Below are 21125 nucleotides of genomic sequence, written 5' to 3' on the forward strand. Positions count from 1 at the left end.
CGGGTATATACCCGCGACCGGAGAATAAGAAATGACATCGATGTGGCGTACGTGTGGTTGGGTTTTGGTGGGGAGTGCGCTGATTCTGGCATTGTCTTTGGGCGTGCGGCACGGCTTCGGGCTGTTTCTGGCGCCAATGAGTGCCGAGTTCGGCTGGGGGCGTGAGACGTTTGCGTTTGCCATCGCCTTGCAGAACCTGATCTGGGGTCTGGCTCAGCCCTTCACGGGGGCATTGGCCGACCGCTTTGGCGCCGCGAAAGTGGTGTTGATCGGTGGCGTGCTGTACGCCTTGGGCCTCGTGTTCATGGGCCTGTCCGATTCGGCGGTGACCTTGTCCTTGAGCGCGGGCCTGTTGATCGGCATCGGTCTGTCCGGCACTTCGTTCTCGGTGATCCTCGGCGTGGTCGGTCGCGCAGTGCCACCGGAGAAACGCAGCATGGGCATGGGCATTGCCAGCGCCGCCGGTTCTTTCGGCCAGTTCGCCATGTTGCCCGGTACGCTGGGTCTGATCGGCTGGCTCGGCTGGTCCGCCGCCTTGCTGGTGCTGGGCCTGCTTGTGGCGTTGATCATTCCGTTGGTGAGCATGCTCAAGGACAAACCATTGCCGGTGCTTGGCCATGATCAAACGCTGCCCGAAGCGCTACGCGAAGCCTGTTCCCATTCGGGTTTCTGGTTGCTGGCGTTCGGCTTTTTTGTCTGCGGTTTCCAGGTGGTGTTCATCGGCGTGCATTTGCCGGCCTATCTGGTGGATCAGCACCTTCCGGCCACGGTGGGCACTACGGTGCTGGCGCTGATCGGCTTGTTCAATATCTTTGGCACGTACACCGCCGGCTGGCTCGGCGGGCGCATGTCCAAGCCACGTTTGCTGACGGGACTGTACCTGCTGCGAGCGGTGGTGATTTCGCTGTTTCTGTGGGCGCCGGTCACCACGACCACCGCGTACCTGTTCGGCATGGCGATGGGCTTCCTGTGGCTGTCGACGGTGCCGTTGACCAATGGCACCGTGGCCACCTTGTTCGGGGTGCGAAACCTGTCCATGCTCGGCGGGATCGTTTTCCTCTTCCACCAGCTCGGCTCGTTCCTCGGCGGATGGTTGGGCGGGGTGGTATATGACCGAACCGGGAGCTATGACTTGATCTGGCAAGTGGCGATTCTCTTGAGTCTGATGGCAGCGGCCCTGAACTGGCCCGTGCGTGAGCGACCGGTCGCGCGCCTGCAAACCCAGATGAGCGCGATATGAACAGTCTCTGGCCGCGGATCGCTGTTGCCGCTGCCGGCGCCTTGCTGCTGGCATTCGCGTGGTGGGGCTGGCATCAGGGCGGCTTGGCGCTGATGCAGTTGGGCATGGGTGCTTGCTAGGAGCAGGCGAGGGCGAGTAACTTCGTTTTGGACAACTGAACAAGGATGCACTGACATGCTGATGCGCTGGATTGCAGTCCCCGCGTTGCTGATGGCGTTTACCGGATTGGCACAAGCGGCCGAGTGCCCGGAGCTATTGCAGGGCTCGTTACCCAAGCTGCGCGCCAAGGAGTCCATCGACCTGTGCCAGCGGTATGAGGGCAAGCCGCTGGTGGTGGTCAACACGGCGAGCTTCTGTGGCTTTGCCCCGCAATTCAAAAGCCTTGAGGCGCTGAATCAGCGTTACAAGGATCAAGGGCTGGAGGTGATTGGCGTGCCGTCCAATGACTTCAAGCAGGAATCCAAGGATGGCGCTGAGACGGCCAAGGTCTGTTACGTGAACTATGGCGTGACGTTCACCATGACCGAGCCGCAGAAAGTACGCGGCGACGACGCCACTCATCTGTTCAAGGTCCTCGCCAAACAGTCCAGCGCACCGAAGTGGAACTTCTACAAATATGTGGTTGATCGCAAGGGCAAGGTCATTGCCAATTTCTCCAGCCTGACCACGCCTGATGATCCTGAATTCATCGCAGCGGTGGAAAAGGCCCTGGCTTCGCAACCCTGATCGACGCCCATTAAAAAGCCCCGCCTTTTTACAAGAGAGCGGGGCTTTTTTTGATTCAGGTGGCGAGCGTTTCAGGCTCGCCGTGAATCATCAGAAGCGGTAGGTCGCGCCAACACCAAAACCGTTCGCCCAGTTTTCATACTTGGCGTTGTAAGTCTGGCCACGGTCGTTGCTGTTTTTGATCGTGACCGACTCTTCGCGCAGGTACGAGTACGCTACGTCGATGGTCAGGTCGTTGGTTGGGCTCCAACCGGCACCGAGGCTGAAAATCTTGCGATCGCCAGTCGGGATGCGTGGGGAGCGGTCGACGTTGTTGGTCGGTGCCTGGTCAAAGGACAGACCGGTGCGCAGTACCCATTCCTTGTTCAGCTGGTAGGACGCGCCGATGGCGTGAGCCCAGGTGTCGTGCCAGTTCTGTTCTTCGGTGATGGTGCCGAATTGGCCGTTGAGGACCGCCGGAACACCTTTGTTTTCGACGGTGATTTCTTTCAGGCGGCTCCAGCGAGTCCACGTGCTACCGGCGTAAACGGTCCACTTGTCGTCGAACTGGTGAGTCAGCGAGAAGTCCACCGATTCAGGGGTGGTCAGGTCCAGCGAGGCGTCGTACTTCTGGTTTGGGTTCTGACCGATCAGGCCCAGGACGTTGTAGTTGACCTTGGTGTCGCCGTCGAGCTTGTACTTCACTTTCGAGTGGTAGGTCAGGCCGACACGAGTGCTATCGGTCACCTGAGCCAGGATGCCGATGTTGTAGCCCACCGCCGTGTCGTCGCCTTTGATCTTGACCTTGCCGTCTGGTGCAGCCTGGGTGATCGACAGGTTCGATTCCAGGGTACCGTCGATGCGGTTGATCGTCGGGCCGAAACCAATCGACACCTTGTCGTTGAAGGCATAGCTGACAGTCGGTTGCAGGGTGATGATTTTAACTTCGCTTTTGCTGCCGAAGTAACGGCCGGCGAAGCCGTTTTCGTAGTCGGTCACCAGGCCGAACGGCGCGTACATGCCGATACCGAATGCCCAATGGTCGTCGATTGGCTTGACGTAGTAGCCCATAGGCACGGCGATGAACGGAACCATGTCGCCGTCGTTGCTGCCTTTGTTCGGGCTGGAAGAGGCGTGGCTGATGTCAGTGTGTGCGTCTAGAAATGCAGCGCCGCCGGTGACTTGTTCACGCTTGAGGCGGGACATGCCGGCAGGGTTGCCAAAAATTGTGCTTGCGTCATCGGCAGAGGAAGATCGCCCGGCAAAACCTGTACCCATCCCGCTGATGCTTTGTTCGTTGATGGCAAAGCCACTTGCGAAGATCTGGGTGGATGCCAAGGTAACAGCGAGGCTAAGGGTGGTTTTGAGCATTACTTTTTTCATTATTAGAACTCCTGGTGATCACCGGGGCGAAAATTACCAACATTTTCGTCCCAGCGCCATAGCCTGTATCGCTTGAGTTAGAGCGGTTTTGTAGGACAATCAGACCGAAATCGCGACCCGTTGCGGGATTTTGTGAAGTCGGCGGGTCAGCAGGCGACCTGATTCAGCGGTGAAACACAGGTTTGCCAGGCGTAGGTGAAGTCGCGCAGACGGCCTTGAGGTTGAAAAGTCTGGCGCCAGATTCGGGCCATTCCCATCAAGTCATCGGCGGCGGGGAGGGGGGTATTCTGTTCTTCTACCAGCAGCCAGGCGATGGCAGTGGCGTAACGCAGGTTGACGGTCAACTCAAGGTGCGGCCCGCTGAGAAAGGCATGCTGGCTGGCCAGGCCGCGAACCAGGCTTGCGCGTTCGGGGTCCAGTGCCAGGTAGTGATCCCAGAGTGCCTGGTGGCGGGGTTCGGCGATTCGATACAGGCCGTGTCCACGGCGGTCATGCAGGGCGGAACCAAGGGCTGACTGGCTGGCGGCGATGCCCAGCAGCAGGGATTCGGCAGTCGCGCTATGGCGTCCGAGGTAGATCAAGGTCGGACGAATCACATAACGGCACAGTTCGCTGGCAGCGATACCCATAAAGCCCTCGAAACATGAAGTGGTCGGCGATACCTGAATTAAGCGTTGGCAGCGGGTGAATCGAATCAGGCTCGCCGGAAGCGGCTTGCACCGCTTGAGTTGAAGTGTAGTGTCATATTCGCGCTGTAAAGGACTGTTTTTAAAATATTTCCGGCTTCGAGTTATAACCGTTATATCGGTTTGTGCTTAGCCCCGTGCCGTTGGATGAGGAATTTCGGGCAATAAAAAGCCCTGCTGTTCAAGCAGGGCTTTTGAGGTTTCAGCCTTTCTGGCGTATCAGGCAACCAGTGCCTGACGAGTACGCTCGATCACTGCCTGCAGCGGCTCGGCGCTGGAGTACTGATCGGGGTACAGGCGTTCGCTGTGACGAGCGATGCCGTGTTCGTTGACCAGAGTGAAGCTGAAGCAGCCTTTGCGAGCGGCCATGATCAGGCAGTTCATTGGTGCAAAAGCGTTGGTCAGGGTACGGATAGCATCCTGGGTATGGATTTGAGTAGTCATGTTTTGGGTGTTCCTACAAGCGACACGGATAAGAGCCGTGCAAAATTAAAACGTTCCAGTGACGACGACCACCGTTGGTCGAACGAAGAACCTGACTGGAACAAAGCAGCCAGTTTGAAGCGCTGATAATTGGCGCGCTTGGGCTGGCAGGTAGGTACTTAGGAGGGCAGGCAACACATCAAGGGCAAAGGTTCTGGGCCCGGGGTGAAGATCCTGATCAATTTGCAGGCTGGTTCGGTCAGAGTAAGTGAGCTTCGCAACACCCTTTGCTTTCGATTCAAAGGCAGTGTTGGCGCAAGGTTTACCTGGAAACCATCGAGGTGGTCGATCCCGCTTATTCGGTAGAGGCTTCCGTTGGGAAGGCTGACCGGGAGGATTTGTTCGACCAGAATTGACTTTCAGCTTGGTACTAACGCCGCGGATAGTAACGGATCGAGTTGGAGAAGTGAAGCACGACTACAAATTAATTTTCGGGTCCGGCAAATAGATCACACCATGGAGCAATTTCCGACTGTTGGTCGTCGCTTCGGCACGCGCCTGGGGCAAGGGTTTGCCCAAGTTATCCCCAGAAACGTCCGACAAAACGCTCCGAAAAAGTACATCGATATAACCGACTCGAAGGCAGTTGTGCACATAAGTTGCGCAGACTGTAACCGGACTGTAATCCGCGCCTCGACCACAGTGGGTGCCTGTATTGAAAATTTAAGTCAATGAAAAACATCGCTTTTTTTTACTGGTGAAAAAATCGTCAGTTTGACTGAGAGCCCCATTCCACAGGGCTTTGCGCGAGTTCAAGGGCGGTTGTCCACTGAGTTATCCACAGCTTCTGTGGATTGTCCCGAGCGCTTGCTCTAGCACGGGCGTGCAGGGTTTTTTTAGGCTTTACCTGTAAGAAAAAAAGAGTAGAGTGGCGCGCCCTCCGATCTGTCCCACAGTGCTTTATGAAGTTTCGCTCAGTATCAGTTTCTGCCACTTCCACACCACCTCGTGTTACCCCGCCCAAGCGTTTTTCAATGCGCGTGGCCGAGTGGTTGCTGGACAGCCCGCGCCTGGGTGAAAACGCTAACGTCAAACACCTCGCTGGGCGGTTACTCAAACAGCCGGCGCGTGAAGGTGTCGTGGCCGCACAAAGTCGCCTCGGCCAGCTGATGTGCCGCGAATGCGGGAACGCCCGTGATCGTCGCATTGGCCAGGACTTGCTGCACAAGGCTGCTCGCGCAGGAGATCGGCGCGCTCAACAGGAACTGGGGCTGATCGAAGACTGAACTGTCCAAGTTCTGACGCCTTGGTTAACCTTCAAGCTTTATCTCATCGGCAGGAGTCGCTATGGCTATGGACTTGACCAGCATTTTGCTCGGTCTGGCGGGCGCTGCACTGCCATTGCTGGTGCTGGCCTGGCGCATTCAGCGTCGGGCGAGCGAGGGGCAAGCCGAGCGTGCATTGCTGGAAGAGCGCCTGGCCATGTCGCAATTGGCGCAGGACGGCTTGAACGCTCAGCTCGAAGCCTGTCGCGATGAAATCGGCGATCTGGGCCAGGCTAATGCTGCCAAGCAGGCGGACCTGGCCGCCATGCGCCGTGAAATTGAACTGCTACAGATCGAACGCGACGACGCCCGCGATGCGGCTCACGCCTGGAACATCGAGCGGGCCGGCAAAGAGGCCGAACTGCGGCGTCTCGACGCCCAGGCGGCCTCGCTCAACGCCGAGCTGCGTGAACAGCAGGAAAGCCATCAGCAACGCCTCAATGACCTGCAAGGCTCGCGAGACGAGCTGCGAGCGCAGTTCGCCGAGCTGGCAGGGAAGATTTTTGACGAGCGTGAGCAGCGCTTCGCTGAAACCAGCCAGCAACGCCTGGGCCAGTTGCTCGACCCACTGAAAGAACGTATCCAGTCTTTTGAAAAACGTGTCGAGGAAAGCTATCAGGCCGAAGCCCGAGAGCGCTTTTCCCTGGCCAAAGAGCTGGAGCGCCTGCAGCAACTGAACCTGCGTTTGAGCGACGAAGCCACCAACCTCACTCGCGCCTTGAAAGGGCAGAAAACCCAAGGCAATTGGGGTGAGTTGATTCTCGAGCGTGTGCTCGAACATGCCGGGCTGGAGAAGGGCCGCGAGTACCAGACCCAGGTCAATCTCAAGGGGCCGGACGGTGAGCGATTCCAGCCCGACGTGATCATTTACCTGCCGGGCGACAAGCAGGTGGTGGTCGACTCCAAGGTCAGCCTCACGGCCTATCAGCAATACGTCGCGGCTGAAGACGATGCCATCGGCCAAATCGCCATCAAGCAGCACGTGCTGTCCTTGCGCACTCACGTCAAAGGCTTGGCCGGCAAGGACTACAAGCGACTCGACGGCTTGCACAGCCTGGATTTCGTGTTGCTCTTCGTGCCGATTGAAGCGGCGTTTTCAGCGGCGTTGCAGGCTGAGCCAACGCTGTTCCAGGAAGCGTTCGACCGCAACATCGTCATCGTCAGTCCGACCACCTTGCTGGCCACGCTGCGAGTCATCGACAGTCTGTGGAAGCAGGAACGCCAGAGCCAGAACGCCCGGGAAATCGCCGAACGCGCCGGATGGCTGTACGACAAGTTCGTGTTGTTCATTCAGGATCTGGACGAAGTCGGCAATCGCTTGCAGCAACTGGACAAGGCTTACAGCTCTGCGCGCAACAAGCTGACAGAAGGGCGCGGCAATCTGGTCAGTCGCAGCGAGCAGTTGAAGTTGCTGGGCGCGCGGGCGAGCAAGAGCCTGCCGGCGGACTTGCTGGAACGGGCGATGACCGATGTCGATGGATTGGCTGAGTTGCCTGAATAGCTAAAAAGCATCGCGAGCAAGCTCGCTCCCACAGTGGACCTGTGTTGTTGCCGACACGAAAACCTGTGGGAGCGAGCAGGCTCGCGATGGCGTCATTTCAGACACCGCAGAGCTGAAGCCTGACGTATCACAACGGCAAATGCCGACTCAACAACGCCCGCAACGCCGCAGGTTTAACCGGTTTGGCCAGGTAATCCAGACCCGCCGCATGCACTTGGGCCACCATCTCCGGCCGGCCATCGGCGCTGATGACCACGCCCGGTACCGGTTCTCCCAGTTGCGTGCGCAGCCACGCCATCAATTGCGTCCCGGTCTCGCCATGGTCCAGGTGGTAATCCACCAGCGCCAGGTGTGGACGCATGCCGTCGTTGAGCAGGGCCGCGCATTCGTCACGGTTACGCGCGGTCCAGACCTGGCAACCCCAGCGCGTCAGCAGGCTGTTCATGCCGATCAGGATGCTGTCTTCGTTATCGATGCACAGCACCTGCGCACCGTTCAACGCATGGCCATTGAGCTCGTGAACCTTGGCCGGTGCCACCGTTTGCGTCCGGGCCAGCGGCACGCTGACACTGAACACGCTGCCGCGCCCCGGCCAGGAGCGTACGCGCAAGGTGTGACCCAGCACGCGACACAATCCATCGGCAATCGCCAACCCCAGGCCCAGGCCCTTCTCGGCACGGGTCTGGTGGCTGTCGAGGCGTTTGAATTCTTCGAAAATCACCCGCTGTTTGTCTTCGGCAATCCCCGGTCCACGGTCCCAGACTTCCAGGCACAACTCGCCCTTGCGCCGTCGAACGCCGAGCAGCACGGGGCCTTTGGCGTAGCGAAAAGCATTCGTCAGGAAGTTCTGCAGGATCCGTCGCAGCAGTTTGATATCGCTGTCGACCCGCAAAGTGCTGCCCCGGACGCGGAATTTCAGCCCTTGTTCCTGCGCCAGCGCCTTGAACTCGGCACCGAGGGCATCGAACAGCTCGTTGAGCACGAAAGGCTTGGGGTCGGGGTTGATCTTGCCGTTTTCCAGGCGCGAAATGTCCAGCAGGTCGCTGATCAAATCCTCTGCCGAGCGCAGTGAGCTGTCGAGGTGATGCACCAGTTTCTGCGCTTCGCTGGACAGGCCGTCGTCCTGGTGGGAAAGGGCGGCAGAGAAGAGCCGCGCGGCATTCAGGGGCTGCATCAAGTCATGACTGACCGCTGCCAGAAAACGGGTTTTCGACTGGTTCGCCGATTCCGCGACGCCCTTGGCTTCAGTCAAGGCAACGTTGAGTTGTGACAGCTCCTGGGTTCGAGCGATGACCCGCTGTTCCAGGCCTTCATTGGCTTCTGTCAACGCTTGCTCGGCTTCACGGAACGCGGTGATGTCAGTGAAGCTCATGACAAAACCGCCGCCAGGCATCGGGTTGCCGATCAGCTCGATCACCCGTCCGTTGGGGAACAATCGTTCAGAGGTATGGGCGCGGCCCTGACGCATCCAGTGCAGGCGACGGGCGACGTGCACTTCGGCTTCGCCGGGACCGCACAGGCCACGTTCGGCGTTGTAGCGAATGATGTCGGCAATCGGCCGGCCGACGCTGATCAAGCCGTCGGGATAGTTGAACAGCTCCAGATAACGCCGGTTCCAGGCCACCAGTTTCAGCGATTGGTCGACCACGCTGATGCCTTGGGTGATGTTTTCTATCGCGCCTTGCAGCAGGGCGCGGTTGAATTGCAGCACTTCCGAGGCTTCGTCGGCGATCCGCACGACGTCCTCCAGCTGCATTTCCCGACCTTCAATGGCGGCTTTCACCACCGCGCGCGTCGACGAAGCGCCGAGTACGCCGGCCAGCAAGCGTTCGGTGTGGGCGATCCATTCGCCGTCGGCGTTCTGGTTCGGGTTAAAGCCTTTGCCTTGGCGGTAGGCAAAACGGATGAAGCTCTGCCGGGCGCGTTCTTCACCGACGAAGCGGGCGGCCAATTGCAGCAAGTCCTCGATCTGCACTGCCAGCATCGAGCGCGCGCTGGGGCGAGCGCTGATTTCCTGGCCGATAAACCGTCCCGCCTGCCAGTGTTCCGAAACCCTGGTGCGCGAGAGCACCGAGACCCAGGCGAACAACGTGAAGTTGCCGGCCAGCGACAACACCACGCCTTGGGTCAACGGGGTGATTGGCAGGTGCAGCGGGTTACTGTGCAGCCAGGCCAGACCGGGGAAACTGCTCAAGGACCAGCCGAGACTGTTGGCAGCAATGGGCAGGATCAAGGTGTAGAACCACAGGAACGTCCCGGTGGCGAGACCGGCGAATACGCCCCGGCGGTTGGCCTGTTTCCAGTACAGCGCGCCGAGCATCGCCGGGGCCAGTTGGGTCACGGCGGCGAACGCGATCTGGCCGATGGTCGCCAGGCTGGCGGTTGAGCCCAGCAGTCGATAGCTGACGTAGGCCAACAGCAAAATCACCACGATGCTGACGCGGCGCACCGAGAGCATCCACTGGCGGAACACTTCGAACGGTCGCTCGGCGTTGTTTCGGCGCAGCAGCCACGGCAGCAACATGTCGTTGGAGACCATGGTCGACAGCGCAACGCTGGCCACGATCACCATGCCGGTCGCCGCCGAGGCGCCGCCGATGAAGGCCAACATCGCCAAGGCCGGGTGGGATTGGGCCAGTGGCAGGCTGATGACGAACGAGTCCGGCAGCACGGAACTGGGCAGCAGCATCTGACCGGCGAGGGCGATCGGGACGACAAACAACGCCGCCAGTGCCAGATAAGCCGGGAAGACCCATTTGGCCAGGCGCAAATCCTGGGGATCGATGTTTTCCACCACGGTGACGTGGAACTGCCGGGGCAGGCAGATGATTGCCATCATGGCGACGCCGGTTTGCACCACCATCGATGGCCAGTTGATGGTTTCTTTCCAATATTGCTCAAGGCGTGGCGCGAGCATGGCCTGGTCGAACAGGTCGTCAAAGCCGTCGTACAAGCCGTAAGTCACGAACGCGCCGACGGCGAGGAACGCGAACAGCTTGACCAGCGACTCGAAGGCAATCGCCAGCACCATCCCACGGTGGTGTTCCGTGGCATCTAGGTTGCGAGTCCCGAAGACGATGGTGAACAGCGCCAGCACCAGGGACACGATCAGGGCCGTGTCCTGCGCGCGGGTGCCCATCGCGTCAGCGCCGGCGCCGATCAGCAGGTTCACCCCGAGCACGATGCCCTTGAGCTGCAAGGCGATGTAAGGCAACACCCCCACCAGGCAGATCAGCGCCACCACGACCGCCAACGACTGCGATTTACCGTAGCGGGCGGCGATGAAGTCGGCGATGGAGGTGATGTTCTCCTGCTTGCTGATCATCACCATTTTTTGCAGGACCCACGGCGCGCAGACCAGCAGCAGGATTGGCCCGAGGTAGATCGGCAGGAACGACCAGAGTTGTTCGGCGGCCTGGCCCACGGCGCCAAAGAATGTCCAGCTGGTGCAATAGACCGCCAGCGACAAGCTGTACACCCACGCACGCACTCGCGGCGGCAACGGTGTGCTGCGACGGTCGCCGTAAAAGGCGATGGCAAACATGATGGCCATATAGGCCAGGGCGACGGCGGCGATCAGCCCGCTGGACAGCGACATGGTAACTCCAGACAAAAGACACCCGGGATTGCAGCCCGGTGAGACAGTCTCGCACGATGGCAGGGGTTAGTCAGTGTCGACCAAGGTCGTGGCGTGGCGGGGTGTCGCAGGGTGTTTGCTGGTTGGATCTGTGGCGTTCAATAGGGCTTCTTCGCGGGCAAGCCCGCTCCCACAGAACAACTAATGTGGGAGCAGGCTTGCCCGCGATTGGCGGCATCAAGGCTGCAACGCAATATCGATCAACCGATGCAACTCCTCAACCTCCAGCGCCGCCTCCGAAAACAGGATGCGAAACACTGTCGGTGCCGCCAACAGGTTGATCAATCGATCGACACTCGGTTTCGGTTCATCAGGGTAACGGTCGAGAATCGCCTGCAACTGCCCGCCAATGATCGTCGTGCAATAGACCGGCGTGGTGCTGCATTGCACATCGCGCAGCATGTTCCGGCCGGGCTCGGAACTCATTTCGTCGAGGTATTGCTCCGCCCAGGCGCGCACATCGCTGCGCAGGTTGCCGGTGTTGGCCGGTTCGCTTTCGGGGCGCATGCGGGCGAGGGCGACGTCGGCCAGCAATACCGATAAATCGCCCCAGCGCCGGTAAATGGTGGACGGCGTAACGCCCGCGCGCGCAGCGATCTGCGGGACGGTCACCGTGGTGCGGTCCTGCTCTTCGAGGAGCTGGCGAACGGCGCAATGAACCGACTCTTGCACCCGGGCGCTACGGCCGCCAGGGCGTAAACCTTCTTTAATAGCCATGCATCGGACCTTAACACAAAGAATTTGCTTTAAGCGCTGCCCAGTAGCACACTCCGCAAAAGCAAAAAGTTAGCTTTTGCGGAGTGTGCGCATGTCCCGTTCAGTATCCAAACGTTCCAGCCTGTGGTTTCTGGCGATCACTTTACTCAGTTTTCTGGCCGCCTCCACGGCACCGACGCCGTTGTATCACTTGTATCAGGACCATCTGCAATTCTCGGCGGCGACCCTGACCCTGATTTTCGGCGTGTATGCCCTCAGCCTGCTGGCGGCATTGCTCACCGTGGGATCACTTTCGGATTACCTGGGGCGCAAACCGGTGATTTTCACCGCCGTCTTGCTGAACATGCTGGCGATGTTGCTGTTTATCAATGCCGATAGTGTCGCCTGGTTGATCGGCGCGCGGGTGCTTCAGGGCTTCGCGACCGGTATGGCCACGGCAGCGTTAGGTGCGGCGCTGCTGGACACTGATCGCCAGCAGGGTCCGCTGGTCAACAGCGTTGCGCCATTGCTGGGCATGGCGGTGGGCGCGATGGGCTGCGGCTTGCTGGCCGAGTTTGCGCCACTGCCGTTGCAATTGACCTTTTGGGTGCTGCTCGCGTTGTTCGGGTTACAGGCGTTGTACGTCTGGCGTCTGCCGGAAAGCGTCAGTGCGCAATCCGGGGCATTGGCTTCGCTGCGTCCGACCTTGCATGTGCCGGTCCAGGCACGGCGTGCGCTGTGGCGGGTGCTGCCAATCAACACTGCCACATGGGCGCTCGGTGGTTTTTACGCCTCCCTCGCGCCGTCCCTGGTTCGCACGGCCACCGGATCGACCTCGAACCTGATTGGCGGTGCGACAGTGGCCGTCCTGACCGTCACTGGCGCGTTGATGATCTACACCTTGCGCAGTCGTGCAGCCGACAAGGTCTTGTGGATCGGTACGAGCACTCTGCCGGTGGGCGTGGCATTGATTTTACTGGCGGTACACAGCGCCAGCCTGCCGCTGTTTTTTATCGGCACGCTGGTGGCCGGTTGCGGGTTCGGCGCCAGTTTTCTCGGGTCGTTGCGCAGCGTGGTGCCATTGGCCTTGCCTCACGAGCGTGCCGGCTTGATGTCGGCGTATTACGTGCTCAGTTATCTGGCGTTCTGCCTGCCATCGTTGCTGGCGGGGAATCTGACGCGGGCCTTTGGTCTGGTGGCAACGACCGATGGCTACGGCGCCACGCTGATCGTCCTGGCCATCGTCGCCTTGTCGGCATTGATGCGACAGCGCACCACCCAGGCCTGCAGCGTCGTCGGTCAGCCATAAAAAAACGCGGCGCCTTTCAAGGCGCCGCGTTTTTTGTTGGCAGCGATCAGATCTGCGCGAACCCGCCATCGACAAACAGCTCGATCCCGTTGATAAAGCTGCTGTCATCCGAGGCCAGGAAGACCGCTGCTTTCCCCACTTCCGATGGCGCTCCAAGGCGGCCAATCGGCACTTGGCTGGCCAGGAAATCCAGCAAGCCCTGCTGCTGATCCGGCGGTGCCAGTTCAGTCAGGCCCGGGGTGTGAATCGGGCCGGGGCTGATGACGTTCACGCGAATCCTGCGGGCTTTCAGGTCCAGCAACCATGAGCGGGCGAAGTTGCGTACCGCAGCTTTACTGGCGCTGTAAACGCTGAAATTTTCCGTGCCTTTGGTGGCGGTAGTAGATGCGGTGAGGATCACCGAACCGCCGTCCTTGAGCAGTGGCAGGGATTTCTGCACGGTGAATAGCAGGCCTTTGACGTTGACTCCGAAAATCCGGTCGAAATGCTCCTCGGTGATAGCGCCGAGTGGCAGCATGTCTCCGCCGCCAGCGTTGGCAAACACGATGTCCAGATGGCCGGCCTTCGCCTTGATCACTTCGAAAATCCGGTCCAGGTCGGCAAGGTTCGCCACGTCGCCCTGAATCCCGGTGATGTGGTGGCCGATGCACTCGACCGCTGCGTCTAGTTCGGCTTGACGGCGTCCGGTGATGAAGACGGTGGCGCCCTGATCGACGAAGGCTTGAGCCGACGCCAGGCCGATGCCGGTGGTGCCGCCTGTGATCAGTGCAATTTTGCCTTTGAGTGTGCTGCTCATGGTGTGAATCTCCGGTGAGTCGTTTAGGAATTTGCCGGCCATGTTGTGCGCCGTTGAACAAACTCTATGCCCAAAGATTCGGCCGAAAAATCATCTGAATCGGGTTTGTTTGTACATGGTTGTGGACAATACTCAGGGCACGTCGCCTTGAGGGTTTGTGATGAATCAATTATTGGCCATGCGTGTCTTTGCCCGAGTCGTGCAAGCCGGCTCGTTTACCAAAGCCGCCGACTCGTTGAACCTGCCGAAAACCTCAGTCAGCAAACTGGTGGCCGAACTGGAAGAACACCTCGGTACGCGGCTGCTGCAACGCACCACCCGCCGGCTCACCGTGACGGCGGACGGGATGTCTTATTACGAACGTGCCATGCAACTGATGGTGGAGCTAGATGACCTGGACAACAGTTTCGCCAGCGCCCAAGGTCATCCGCGCGGCAAGATCCGCGTCGACGTGGGAGGCTCGGTGGCGACCCTTCTGATCATTCCCGCGTTGCCGGATTTCTACGCGCGCTATCCGGATATTCAGATCGACATGGGCGTCAGCGACCGGTCTGTGGACTTGATCAGCGAAAACGTCGACTGCGTGATTCGTGGCGGGCCGTTGACCGAGCTGTCCCTGGCTGCGCGACCGTTAGGGATGTCGTCATGGACCACCTGTGCATCGCCGCAGTATCTGCAACGTTTTGGCCTCCCGAGCGATCCGCGAGACCTTGAGAAAAATCATCACATCGTCAGTTACCACTCAGCCAGCACCGGGCGGGTGATGCCGGCGCGTTTCGAGCGTAACGGGGAAAAGCTGGAGGTTCGCGGGCCGGGAATTTTCACGGTCAACGAGAGCAATGCCCACTTGGCTGCCGGGGTGGCAGGGCTGGGGGTCATTCATACGTTTACCTATACCGTGCAGGCGCACCTGCAGCGTGGCGAACTGGTGCCGATACTCCAGGACTGGCGGCCACCGCGGTATCCATTCCATGTTCTGTACCCGCCAAATCGGCATCAGAGCAATCGGGTGCGGGTATTTATCGACTGGCTGGCGCAGCTGTTTGCCGATATGGATTAGTCTTGGCGCCGCGACTCATATCAACGGAGCGTCCCATGAAGATCATTCGCAGCAAATCCTTCACCGCTGACCGAGCCTGGGGCGCGTTGGATATCGCCAACATGAACGGCATCACCACGCGTTTGCACTGGACCGATCAGCCCTACAAATGGCACGTCAATGACGGTCAGGAAGTGTTTGTGGTGCTGGATGGGCAAGTGCAGATGCGTTATCGCGAGGAGGGCGTGGAAAAACAGGCGCTGTTGGAGGTTGGCGATATCTTTTATGCGTCTGTCGGCACCGAACACGTCGCTCATCCGCTGGGCGCAGCGAGAATCCTGGTGATCGAATCCGAAGGCAGCGTGTGACGTATATCTGCAAAACAGATAACAGTTAGAGATATTACCCGTTATATAGATATTCGATTCGGATCTACCATGAATTCCACCTCACAAGAGGAGAGGAATTCGCCATGACCTGCCCCAATAGCAACACCCTCGGTTTTAAACCGCTCAGCCATTTGCAGCACCCGCTCGAGGCCATCCGCCAATTCACTCCGAACTGGTTCGCCGCGACCATGGGCACGGGCGTGCTCGCATTGGCGCTGGCGCAACTGCCCGTTGCCATGCCCGGCCTGCATGCCATAGCCGAGGGGTTGTGGCTATTTAACATTCTGCTGTTCGCACTCTTTACCGCAGCCTATACAGCACGCTGGGTGCTGTTCTTTGATGAGGCCCGGCGGATTTTCGGTCACTCCACGGTATCGATGTTTTTCGGCACCATTCCCATGGGGTTGGCGACGATCATCAACGGCTTTCTGGTGTTCGGGTTGCCGCGCTGGGGTAGCGGCGTGATTCATGTCGCGCAAGTGCTGTGGTGGCTTGATGTGGCCCTGTCGTTGGCCTGCGGCGTGCTGATTCCCTACATGATGTTCACCCGCCAGGAACACAGCATCGACCAGATGACCGCCGTCTGGCTGTTGCCTGTAGTCGCAGCAGAGGTGGCCGCCGCCAGCGGTGGTTTGCTGGCGCCGCACCTGGCCGATGCCCATTCGCAACTGGTGATGCTGGTGACCAGCTATGTGCTTTGGGCGTTTTCCCTGCCGGTGGCGTTCAGCATTCTGACCATCCTGTTGCTGCGCATGGCGCTGCACAAATTGCCTCACGAAAACATGGCCGCCTCCAGCTGGCTGGCGCTCGGTCCGATTGGCACCGGGGCATTGGGCATGTTGCTGCTGGGTGCCGATGCGCCCGCCATCTTTGCGGCCAACGGCCTGCCGGGCATGGGCGAAATGGCTGCGGGGTTGGGGCTGGTGGCCGGCATCACTCTCTGGGGCTTCGGCTTGTGGTGGATGCTGATGGCGGTGCTGATCACCGTGCGTTACTTGCGCGCCGGCATTCCTTTCAACCTCGGCTGGTGGGGCTTCACCTTCCCGCTGGGCGTCTATTCTCTGGCGACATTGAAACTGGGCAGCACTTTGAACCTGACGTTTTTCAGTGTCTTTGGCTGCGTGCTGGTGGCGATGCTGGCGGTGATGTGGCTGATCGTCTCGAAACGGACCGTACAAGGCGCGTGGCGCGGCGAGCTGTTTGTCTCGCCGTGCATTGCAGGATTAAACAAATAACCTGCAAAGATTAGGTAATGTGTGGCCTGGATCGATGTACGACATTCCAATAACAAATTCCACGCCACGCTTCACCTAACATCAGGGACACATGGAAGATGAGCCACCCCTCACAGTTCACTTTACTTCGCACCCGGCGCTTCCTGCCGTTCTTCGTGACACAGTCCCTCGGGGCATTCAACGACAACATCTTCAAGCAGTCGTTGATCCTCGCCATTCTGTACAAGCTGACGATCGAGGGTGACCGCTCGATCTGGGTCAACCTGTGTGCGCTGCTGTTCATCTTGCCGTTCTTTCTGTTCTCGGCGCTGGCCGGCCAGTTCGGGGAAAAATTCGCCAAGGACGCGCTGATTCGTCTGATCAAGCTTGGGGAGATCGCCATCATGGCGGTCGGCGCCGTCGGCTTTCTGTTCGATCACTTGTCGCTGATGCTGGTGGCGCTGTTCGCCATGGGCACGCACTCGGCACTGTTCGGGCCGGTGAAGTATTCGATCCTGCCTCAAGCCCTGCGTGACGAAGAGTTGGTGGGGGGCAACGGCCTGGTGGAAATGGGCACCTTCCTGGCGATCCTCGCCGGAACCATCGGCGCCGGGATCATGATGTCGTCCAGTCATTACGCGCCTGTCGTTTCCACGGCGATTGTCGGTGTCGCGGTGCTGGGTTACCTGGCCAGTCGCAGCATTCCGCGGGCGGCGGCCTCATCGCCGCAAATGCGCCTGAACTGGAACATTTTCAGCCAGTCCTGGGCCACGTTGAAACTGGGTTTGGGGCAAACGCCCGCCGTGTCGCGGTCCATCGTCGGCAACTCGTGGTTCTGGTTTGTCGGAGCGATTTATCTGACGCAGATCCCGGCGTATGCCAAGGAGTGGATGCAAGGTGACGAGACCGTGGTGACACTGATTCTGACGGTGTTCTCGGTCGGCATCGCATTGGGCTCGATGCTCTGCGAGAAGCTCTCGGGGCGCAAAGTCGAGATTGGTCTGGTGCCGTTTGGTTCGTTCGGATTGACCGTGTTTGGTCTGCTGCTGTGGTGGCATTCGGGCGGTATTCCGGACAGCGTCAATGGCCATGGCTGGATCGAAGTCCTCGGTTTTGGCCACGCCTGGCTGGTGCTGATCGACATTCTGGGGCTGGGGATTTTCGGCGGGTTCTACATTGTGCCGCTGTACGCGCTGATCCAGTCGCGCACTCCCGAAAACGAGCGCGCGCGGGTGATTGCCGCCAACAACATTCTCAACGCTCTGTTCATGGTGGTCTCGGCGATTGTCTCGATTGTCCTGCTGAGCGTGGTCAAGCTGTCGATCCCGCAGCTGTTTCTGGTGGTGTCGCTGCTGAACATCGGCGTCAACGCCTACATCTTCAGCATCGTTCCCGAGTTCAGCATGCGTTTCATGATCTGGCTGCTCAGCCATTCCATGTACCGCGTGGAGCATCGCAACCTGGAACTGATTCCCGATGAAGGCGCAGCTTTGCTGGTCTGTAACCATGTGTCGTTTGTCGATGCGTTGCTGATTGGTGGCGCAGTACGTCGGCCGATTCGCTTTGTGATGTATTACAAGATCTACAACCTGCCGGTACTGAACTTTATCTTTCGCACCGCCGGGACAATTCCTATCGCGGGACGTCAGGAAGACATTCAAATCTACGAAAAAGCCTTCAAACGGATCGCTGAATACCTGAAGGATGGTGAGCTGGTGTGCATCTTCCCCGAAGGCAAATTGACCGCCAACGGCGAGATCGACGAGTTCAAGGGCGGGCTGACGCGGATACTCGAAGAGACACCGGTGCCGGTGATTCCACTGGCGTTGCAAGGATTGTGGGGGAGTTTTTTCAGCCGCGATCCGGGCAAGGGATTGTTTCGTCGGTTGTGGTCGCGGGTGACGTTGGTGGCGGGACCGGCGGTGGCGGTCGAAGCGGCGGAGCCAGCGAAGTTGCAGGCGATGGTTGGCGAGTTGCGCGGGACTGTTAGATAGTCGGTGAATGTCAGGGCCTCATCGCGGGCAAGCCCGGCTCCCACAGGGATTTGTGAACAACACATATCCAGTGTGGGAGCGAGCCTGCTCGCGATGGCGGTCCATAAACTATGCGCTGACCTTGAGCCCAACCAGCCCGGCAACGATCAACGCCACGCTGGCCAGCCTGAACAGCGCCATGGATTCGCCAAACAGAATGATCCCGGCGATCACTGTGCCCACGGCGCCCACTCCAGTCCATATTGCATAGGCCGTGCCCAGCGGCAATTCCTTCATGGCAAGGCCCAGCAAGCCGAGGCTGATGGCCATGGCGGCGACGGTGAGTGCAGTCGGGAGAGGGCGGCTGAAACCGTCGGTGTATTTCAGGCCGACGGCCCAGCCTACTTCGAACAGGCCGGCGAAAAACAGAATGATCCAGGACATGAGAGACCTCCATCGATTGACGGGGTCGTCCCCAGATTAATGAATCGATCGAGCCGCGAGGTCGTCCTCGCGTTGGGCGATAGAGTGCCCATCATTGATCCGGGGATCAAGTTTTCGGGTCAGTCCGCCGCCTGCTCAGCAGCGATTCTACGGTCTTCTTTTTCGCTCATACGGCGGAAATACGTCGAGAGCAGCGCGCCCGAAATGTTGTGCCAGACGCTGAACAAAGCGCTAGGCACCGCCGCCAGTGGCGAGAAATGCGCACTGGCCAGCGCAGCGCCCAAACCGGAGTTCTGCATGCCGACTTCCAGCGCCAGGGATTTGCGCTGCGCCAGCGGCAGTTTGAACAGCCGTCCGGTGAAGTAGCCCAGCAGGTAACCAAAGCTGTTGTGCAGCATCACCACGGCCATGATCAACAGGCCCGACTCGGCAATTTTCGCCTGGCTGGCGGCTACCACGGCGGTGACGATGATCACGATGCTCACCACCGAAATTAGCGGCAACACTTCCACTGCATGACGAACCCGGCTGCCGAGCAAGCGCTGGGCAACCACGCCGAGCACGATTGGCAGCAGCACCACTTGCAGGATCGACCAGAACAGCTCCATGAAGGACACCGGCAACCAGGCCGAAGCCAGCAACCAGATCAACGCCGGTGTCAGCAGTGGCGCGAGGAGGGTGGTGACCGCCGCGATGGCCACCGACAACGCCAGGTCGCCACGAGCCAGCCAGGTCATGACGTTCGAGGAGGTGCCGCTTGGACAGCAACCGACCAGAATCACGCCGACCGCAATTTCCGGCGGCAAGTGAAATGCCTGGCAGAGCAACCACGCCACACCGGGCATGATCACGAAATGCGCAACCACGCCCAGGGCCACGCGCCACGGGTGGCGAGCGACTTCGGCGAAGTCTTCGAGTTTGAGGGTCAGGCCCATGCCGAACATCACCAGGCCCAGCAGTGGCACGATTGCGCCTTTCAGGCCGATGAACCACGTCGGTTGTGCAAAGGCCACGACCGCGAAAATCAGCACCCAGTAAGCGAAGGTGTTGCCGACAAAACGACTCAATGCAGCCAGTGCGCGCATGGTCTGATCCTTTTTATTAAGTAGCACCACAAAACAACTGTGGGAGCGAGCCTGCTCGCGATGGCGGAGTGTCAGTCAACTCAATGTTGATTGTCAGGCCCTCATCGCGAGCAGGCTCGCTCCCACAGTAGAGATCAACAGCCTTTTAGATCCCCTGCGGGGTCTCTTCACCGCCCAATGCTTCAACCAGCGCCGGCAGGAAGTCGCCGAACGTCAGCATCATCAGGGTGAAGCTGGCGTCCAGTTGGCCGAGGGCTTCTTCGCCGCCGTCCTGTTCCGCCTGGTCTTGCAGCAAGTCTTCGAACTTCAGGCGCTTGACCACCATCTTGTCGTCGAGGACGAAAGACAGCTTGTCTTGCCAGGCAAGCGACAGCTGAGTGACCACTTTGCCGGTGCTCAGGTGCAGCTGGATTTCTTCGCTGGTCAGGTCCTGACGCTTGCAACGCACGATGCCGCCGTCTTCGTGGGTGTCACGCAGCTCGCACTCGTCCAGCACAAAGAAGTCGTCCGCGGCTTTCTGGGTGGTGACCCATTCCGTCATGGTGGCGGTCGGCGACATTTTCACGGTCAACGGACGTACCGGCAGTGTGCCGATCACTTCGCGCAGGGTGGAGAGCAGGTCTTCGGCACGTTTCGGGCTGGCCGAGTTGACCAGGATCAGGCCCTGTTTCGGCGCGATGGCGGCGAAGGTCGACGAGCGACGGATAAAGGCGCGCGGCAGGAACGCCTGGATGATTTCATCCTTGATCTGGTCGCGTTCCTTTTTGTAGACCTTGCGCATTTGCTCGGCCTCGATCTCTTCGACCTTTTCCTTCACCGCGTCACGCACGACGCTGCCTGGCAAGATGCGCTCTTCCTTGCGGGCGGAGATCAGCAGGAAATCGCCGCTGACGTGCACCAGCGGAGCATCTTCGCCTTTGCCGAATGGCGCGACGAAACCGTAGGTGGTCAACTCCTGGCTTGCACATGGACGCGCCTGTTTGGTGGCCAGTGCAGTTTCCAACGCCTCGGCATCAAAAGGCAGATCTTGGGTCAGGCGATAGATAAGCAGGTTTTTGAACCACATGGGGTGAGTCTCTCCTTATATACAAAGGGGGGCATTATTCTCTTAGCGAAGCCATAGGCCAACCCTTCGCTAAGCCTTTGGAAGGCCTGAGAAAATTATTTAAAAAAGTGCTTGCCAGCGATGTGGTCGCTCCGTAGAATGCGCGCCACACCGAAAGTGAAGGGTGATTAGCTCAGCTGGGAGAGCATCTGCCTTACAAGCAGAGGGTCGGCGG

At 59.4% G+C, this 21125-nt stretch carries 19 protein-coding genes; 10 read left to right on the plus strand and 9 right to left on the minus strand.

Annotation, left to right across the window (positions count from 1 at the left end):
• Positions 1-31 precede the first annotated feature (31 nt).
• The 3 genes from QRN31_RS26310 to QRN31_RS26320 are packed head-to-tail and all read left to right on the plus strand — an operon-like array spanning position 32 to position 1966.
• The gene (locus QRN31_RS26310) at positions 32-1240 is read left to right on the plus strand and encodes an MFS transporter (RefSeq protein ID WP_285435518.1); all 1209 of its coding nucleotides are present in this window, start codon (positions 32-34) and stop codon (positions 1238-1240) included.
• On the plus strand, positions 1237-1359 hold the full coding sequence (locus QRN31_RS26315; RefSeq protein WP_285435519.1) for a hypothetical protein: 123 nt from the start codon (positions 1237-1239) through the stop codon (positions 1357-1359). The genes QRN31_RS26310 and QRN31_RS26315 overlap by 4 nt, the downstream gene beginning before the upstream one ends.
• A gap of 55 nt (positions 1360-1414) precedes the next feature.
• The gene (locus QRN31_RS26320) at positions 1415-1966 is read left to right on the plus strand and encodes a glutathione peroxidase (RefSeq protein ID WP_285435520.1); all 552 of its coding nucleotides are present in this window, start codon (positions 1415-1417) and stop codon (positions 1964-1966) included.
• A gap of 90 nt (positions 1967-2056) precedes the next feature.
• On the opposite strand, the gene QRN31_RS26325 is transcribed toward QRN31_RS26320, so the two are convergent.
• The 3 genes from QRN31_RS26325 to QRN31_RS26335 form a co-directional block, all read right to left on the minus strand.
• Positions 2057-3328 (minus strand): OmpP1/FadL family transporter, encoded by a 1272-nt coding sequence (locus QRN31_RS26325; RefSeq protein WP_285435521.1) that lies wholly within the window; start codon positions 3326-3328, stop codon positions 2057-2059.
• A 146-nt stretch (positions 3329-3474) separates the two neighbouring features.
• Positions 3475-3957 (minus strand): hypothetical protein, encoded by a 483-nt coding sequence (locus tag QRN31_RS26330; RefSeq protein ID WP_259151025.1) that lies wholly within the window; start codon positions 3955-3957, stop codon positions 3475-3477.
• Between the two features lie 276 nt (positions 3958-4233).
• The gene (locus QRN31_RS26335) at positions 4234-4458 is read right to left on the minus strand and encodes a hypothetical protein (RefSeq protein WP_008031832.1); all 225 of its coding nucleotides are present in this window, start codon (positions 4456-4458) and stop codon (positions 4234-4236) included.
• A gap of 941 nt (positions 4459-5399) precedes the next feature.
• On the opposite strand from QRN31_RS26335, the gene QRN31_RS26340 reads away from it, so the two are divergent.
• Entirely contained in the window at positions 5400-5723 is a 324-nt protein-coding gene (locus QRN31_RS26340) for an SEL1-like repeat protein (RefSeq protein WP_285435522.1), read from the plus strand.
• Between the two features lie 175 nt (positions 5724-5898).
• On the plus strand, positions 5899-7263 hold the full coding sequence (locus QRN31_RS26345; protein WP_285435535.1) for a DNA recombination protein RmuC: 1365 nt from the start codon (positions 5899-5901) through the stop codon (positions 7261-7263).
• A 127-nt stretch (positions 7264-7390) separates the two neighbouring features.
• On the opposite strand, the gene QRN31_RS26350 is transcribed toward QRN31_RS26345, so the two are convergent.
• Positions 7391-10861, minus strand: a complete 3471-nt coding sequence (locus QRN31_RS26350) for a hybrid sensor histidine kinase/response regulator (protein WP_285435523.1) — start codon at positions 10859-10861, stop codon at positions 7391-7393.
• Positions 10862-11077: 216 nt separating this feature from the next.
• Complete coding sequence (locus tag QRN31_RS26355) at positions 11078-11617, minus strand: TetR/AcrR family transcriptional regulator (protein ID WP_285435525.1); 540 nt, start codon at positions 11615-11617, stop codon at positions 11078-11080.
• 91 nt (positions 11618-11708) lie between these two features.
• Between QRN31_RS26355 and QRN31_RS26360 the strand changes: the two genes are divergently transcribed.
• A complete protein-coding gene (locus QRN31_RS26360) occupies positions 11709-12905 on the plus strand; it encodes an MFS transporter (protein ID WP_285435526.1) in 1197 nt (398 codons plus the stop codon).
• Between the two features lie 46 nt (positions 12906-12951).
• Here QRN31_RS26360 and QRN31_RS26365 read toward each other — a convergent pair whose 3' ends face one another.
• Entirely contained in the window at positions 12952-13701 is a 750-nt protein-coding gene (locus QRN31_RS26365; protein WP_285435527.1) for an SDR family NAD(P)-dependent oxidoreductase, read from the minus strand.
• A gap of 160 nt (positions 13702-13861) precedes the next feature.
• On the opposite strand from QRN31_RS26365, the gene QRN31_RS26370 reads away from it, so the two are divergent.
• From QRN31_RS26370 to QRN31_RS26385, 4 genes are all read left to right on the plus strand, one after another.
• Positions 13862-14761, plus strand: a complete 900-nt coding sequence (locus QRN31_RS26370; RefSeq protein ID WP_285435529.1) for a LysR family transcriptional regulator — start codon at positions 13862-13864, stop codon at positions 14759-14761.
• Positions 14762-14796: 35 nt separating this feature from the next.
• Entirely contained in the window at positions 14797-15108 is a 312-nt protein-coding gene (locus QRN31_RS26375; RefSeq protein WP_090181722.1) for a cupin domain-containing protein, read from the plus strand.
• Between the two features lie 104 nt (positions 15109-15212).
• Positions 15213-16364 (plus strand): TDT family transporter, encoded by a 1152-nt coding sequence (locus QRN31_RS26380; RefSeq protein ID WP_285435531.1) that lies wholly within the window; start codon positions 15213-15215, stop codon positions 16362-16364.
• A 98-nt stretch (positions 16365-16462) separates the two neighbouring features.
• A complete protein-coding gene (locus tag QRN31_RS26385) occupies positions 16463-18337 on the plus strand; it encodes an MFS transporter (RefSeq protein ID WP_285435532.1) in 1875 nt (624 codons plus the stop codon).
• 108 nt (positions 18338-18445) lie between these two features.
• On the opposite strand, the gene sugE is transcribed toward QRN31_RS26385, so the two are convergent.
• From sugE to rdgC, 3 genes are all read right to left on the minus strand, one after another.
• Positions 18446-18760: a quaternary ammonium compound efflux SMR transporter SugE gene (gene sugE, locus QRN31_RS26390; protein WP_222585330.1), complete on the minus strand. Its 315-nt coding sequence runs from the start codon at positions 18758-18760 to the stop codon at positions 18446-18448.
• Positions 18761-18879: 119 nt separating this feature from the next.
• The gene (locus QRN31_RS26395) at positions 18880-19845 is read right to left on the minus strand and encodes a bile acid:sodium symporter family protein (RefSeq protein WP_285435534.1); all 966 of its coding nucleotides are present in this window, start codon (positions 19843-19845) and stop codon (positions 18880-18882) included.
• A gap of 145 nt (positions 19846-19990) precedes the next feature.
• Entirely contained in the window at positions 19991-20911 is a 921-nt protein-coding gene (gene rdgC, locus QRN31_RS26400) for a recombination-associated protein RdgC (RefSeq protein WP_045061665.1), read from the minus strand.
• Positions 20912-21125: the final 214 nt, after the last annotated feature.

The organism is Pseudomonas sp. fls2-241-R2A-110, from assembly GCF_030209165.1.
Taxonomy (GTDB): domain Bacteria; phylum Pseudomonadota; class Gammaproteobacteria; order Pseudomonadales; family Pseudomonadaceae; genus Aquipseudomonas.

What these genes read in the sequence shown, in the direction of transcription:
- QRN31_RS26310 (WP_285435518.1), top strand. Translation starts at nt 32, where the DNA reads ATGACATCGATGTGGCGTACGTGTGGTTGGGTTTTGGTGGGGAGTGCG.
- QRN31_RS26315 (WP_285435519.1), top strand. Translation starts at nt 1,237, where the DNA reads ATGAACAGTCTCTGGCCGCGGATCGCTGTTGCCGCTGCCGGCGCCTTG.
- QRN31_RS26320 (WP_285435520.1), top strand. Translation starts at nt 1,415, where the DNA reads ATGCTGATGCGCTGGATTGCAGTCCCCGCGTTGCTGATGGCGTTTACC.
- QRN31_RS26325 (WP_285435521.1), bottom strand. Translation starts at nt 3,328, where the DNA reads ATGAAAAAAGTAATGCTCAAAACCACCCTTAGCCTCGCTGTTACCTTG.
- QRN31_RS26330 (WP_259151025.1), bottom strand. Translation starts at nt 3,957, where the DNA reads ATGGGTATCGCTGCCAGCGAACTGTGCCGTTATGTGATTCGTCCGACC.
- QRN31_RS26335 (WP_008031832.1), bottom strand. Translation starts at nt 4,458, where the DNA reads ATGACTACTCAAATCCATACCCAGGATGCTATCCGTACCCTGACCAAC.
- QRN31_RS26340 (WP_285435522.1), top strand. Translation starts at nt 5,400, where the DNA reads ATGAAGTTTCGCTCAGTATCAGTTTCTGCCACTTCCACACCACCTCGT.
- QRN31_RS26350 (WP_285435523.1), bottom strand. Translation starts at nt 10,861, where the DNA reads ATGTCGCTGTCCAGCGGGCTGATCGCCGCCGTCGCCCTGGCCTATATG.
- QRN31_RS26355 (WP_285435525.1), bottom strand. Translation starts at nt 11,617, where the DNA reads ATGGCTATTAAAGAAGGTTTACGCCCTGGCGGCCGTAGCGCCCGGGTG.
- QRN31_RS26360 (WP_285435526.1), top strand. Translation starts at nt 11,709, where the DNA reads ATGTCCCGTTCAGTATCCAAACGTTCCAGCCTGTGGTTTCTGGCGATC.
- QRN31_RS26365 (WP_285435527.1), bottom strand. Translation starts at nt 13,701, where the DNA reads ATGAGCAGCACACTCAAAGGCAAAATTGCACTGATCACAGGCGGCACC.
- QRN31_RS26370 (WP_285435529.1), top strand. Translation starts at nt 13,862, where the DNA reads ATGAATCAATTATTGGCCATGCGTGTCTTTGCCCGAGTCGTGCAAGCC.
- QRN31_RS26375 (WP_090181722.1), top strand. Translation starts at nt 14,797, where the DNA reads ATGAAGATCATTCGCAGCAAATCCTTCACCGCTGACCGAGCCTGGGGC.
- QRN31_RS26380 (WP_285435531.1), top strand. Translation starts at nt 15,213, where the DNA reads ATGACCTGCCCCAATAGCAACACCCTCGGTTTTAAACCGCTCAGCCAT.
- QRN31_RS26385 (WP_285435532.1), top strand. Translation starts at nt 16,463, where the DNA reads ATGAGCCACCCCTCACAGTTCACTTTACTTCGCACCCGGCGCTTCCTG.
- sugE (WP_222585330.1), bottom strand. Translation starts at nt 18,760, where the DNA reads ATGTCCTGGATCATTCTGTTTTTCGCCGGCCTGTTCGAAGTAGGCTGG.
- QRN31_RS26395 (WP_285435534.1), bottom strand. Translation starts at nt 19,845, where the DNA reads ATGCGCGCACTGGCTGCATTGAGTCGTTTTGTCGGCAACACCTTCGCT.
- rdgC (WP_045061665.1), bottom strand. Translation starts at nt 20,911, where the DNA reads ATGTGGTTCAAAAACCTGCTTATCTATCGCCTGACCCAAGATCTGCCT.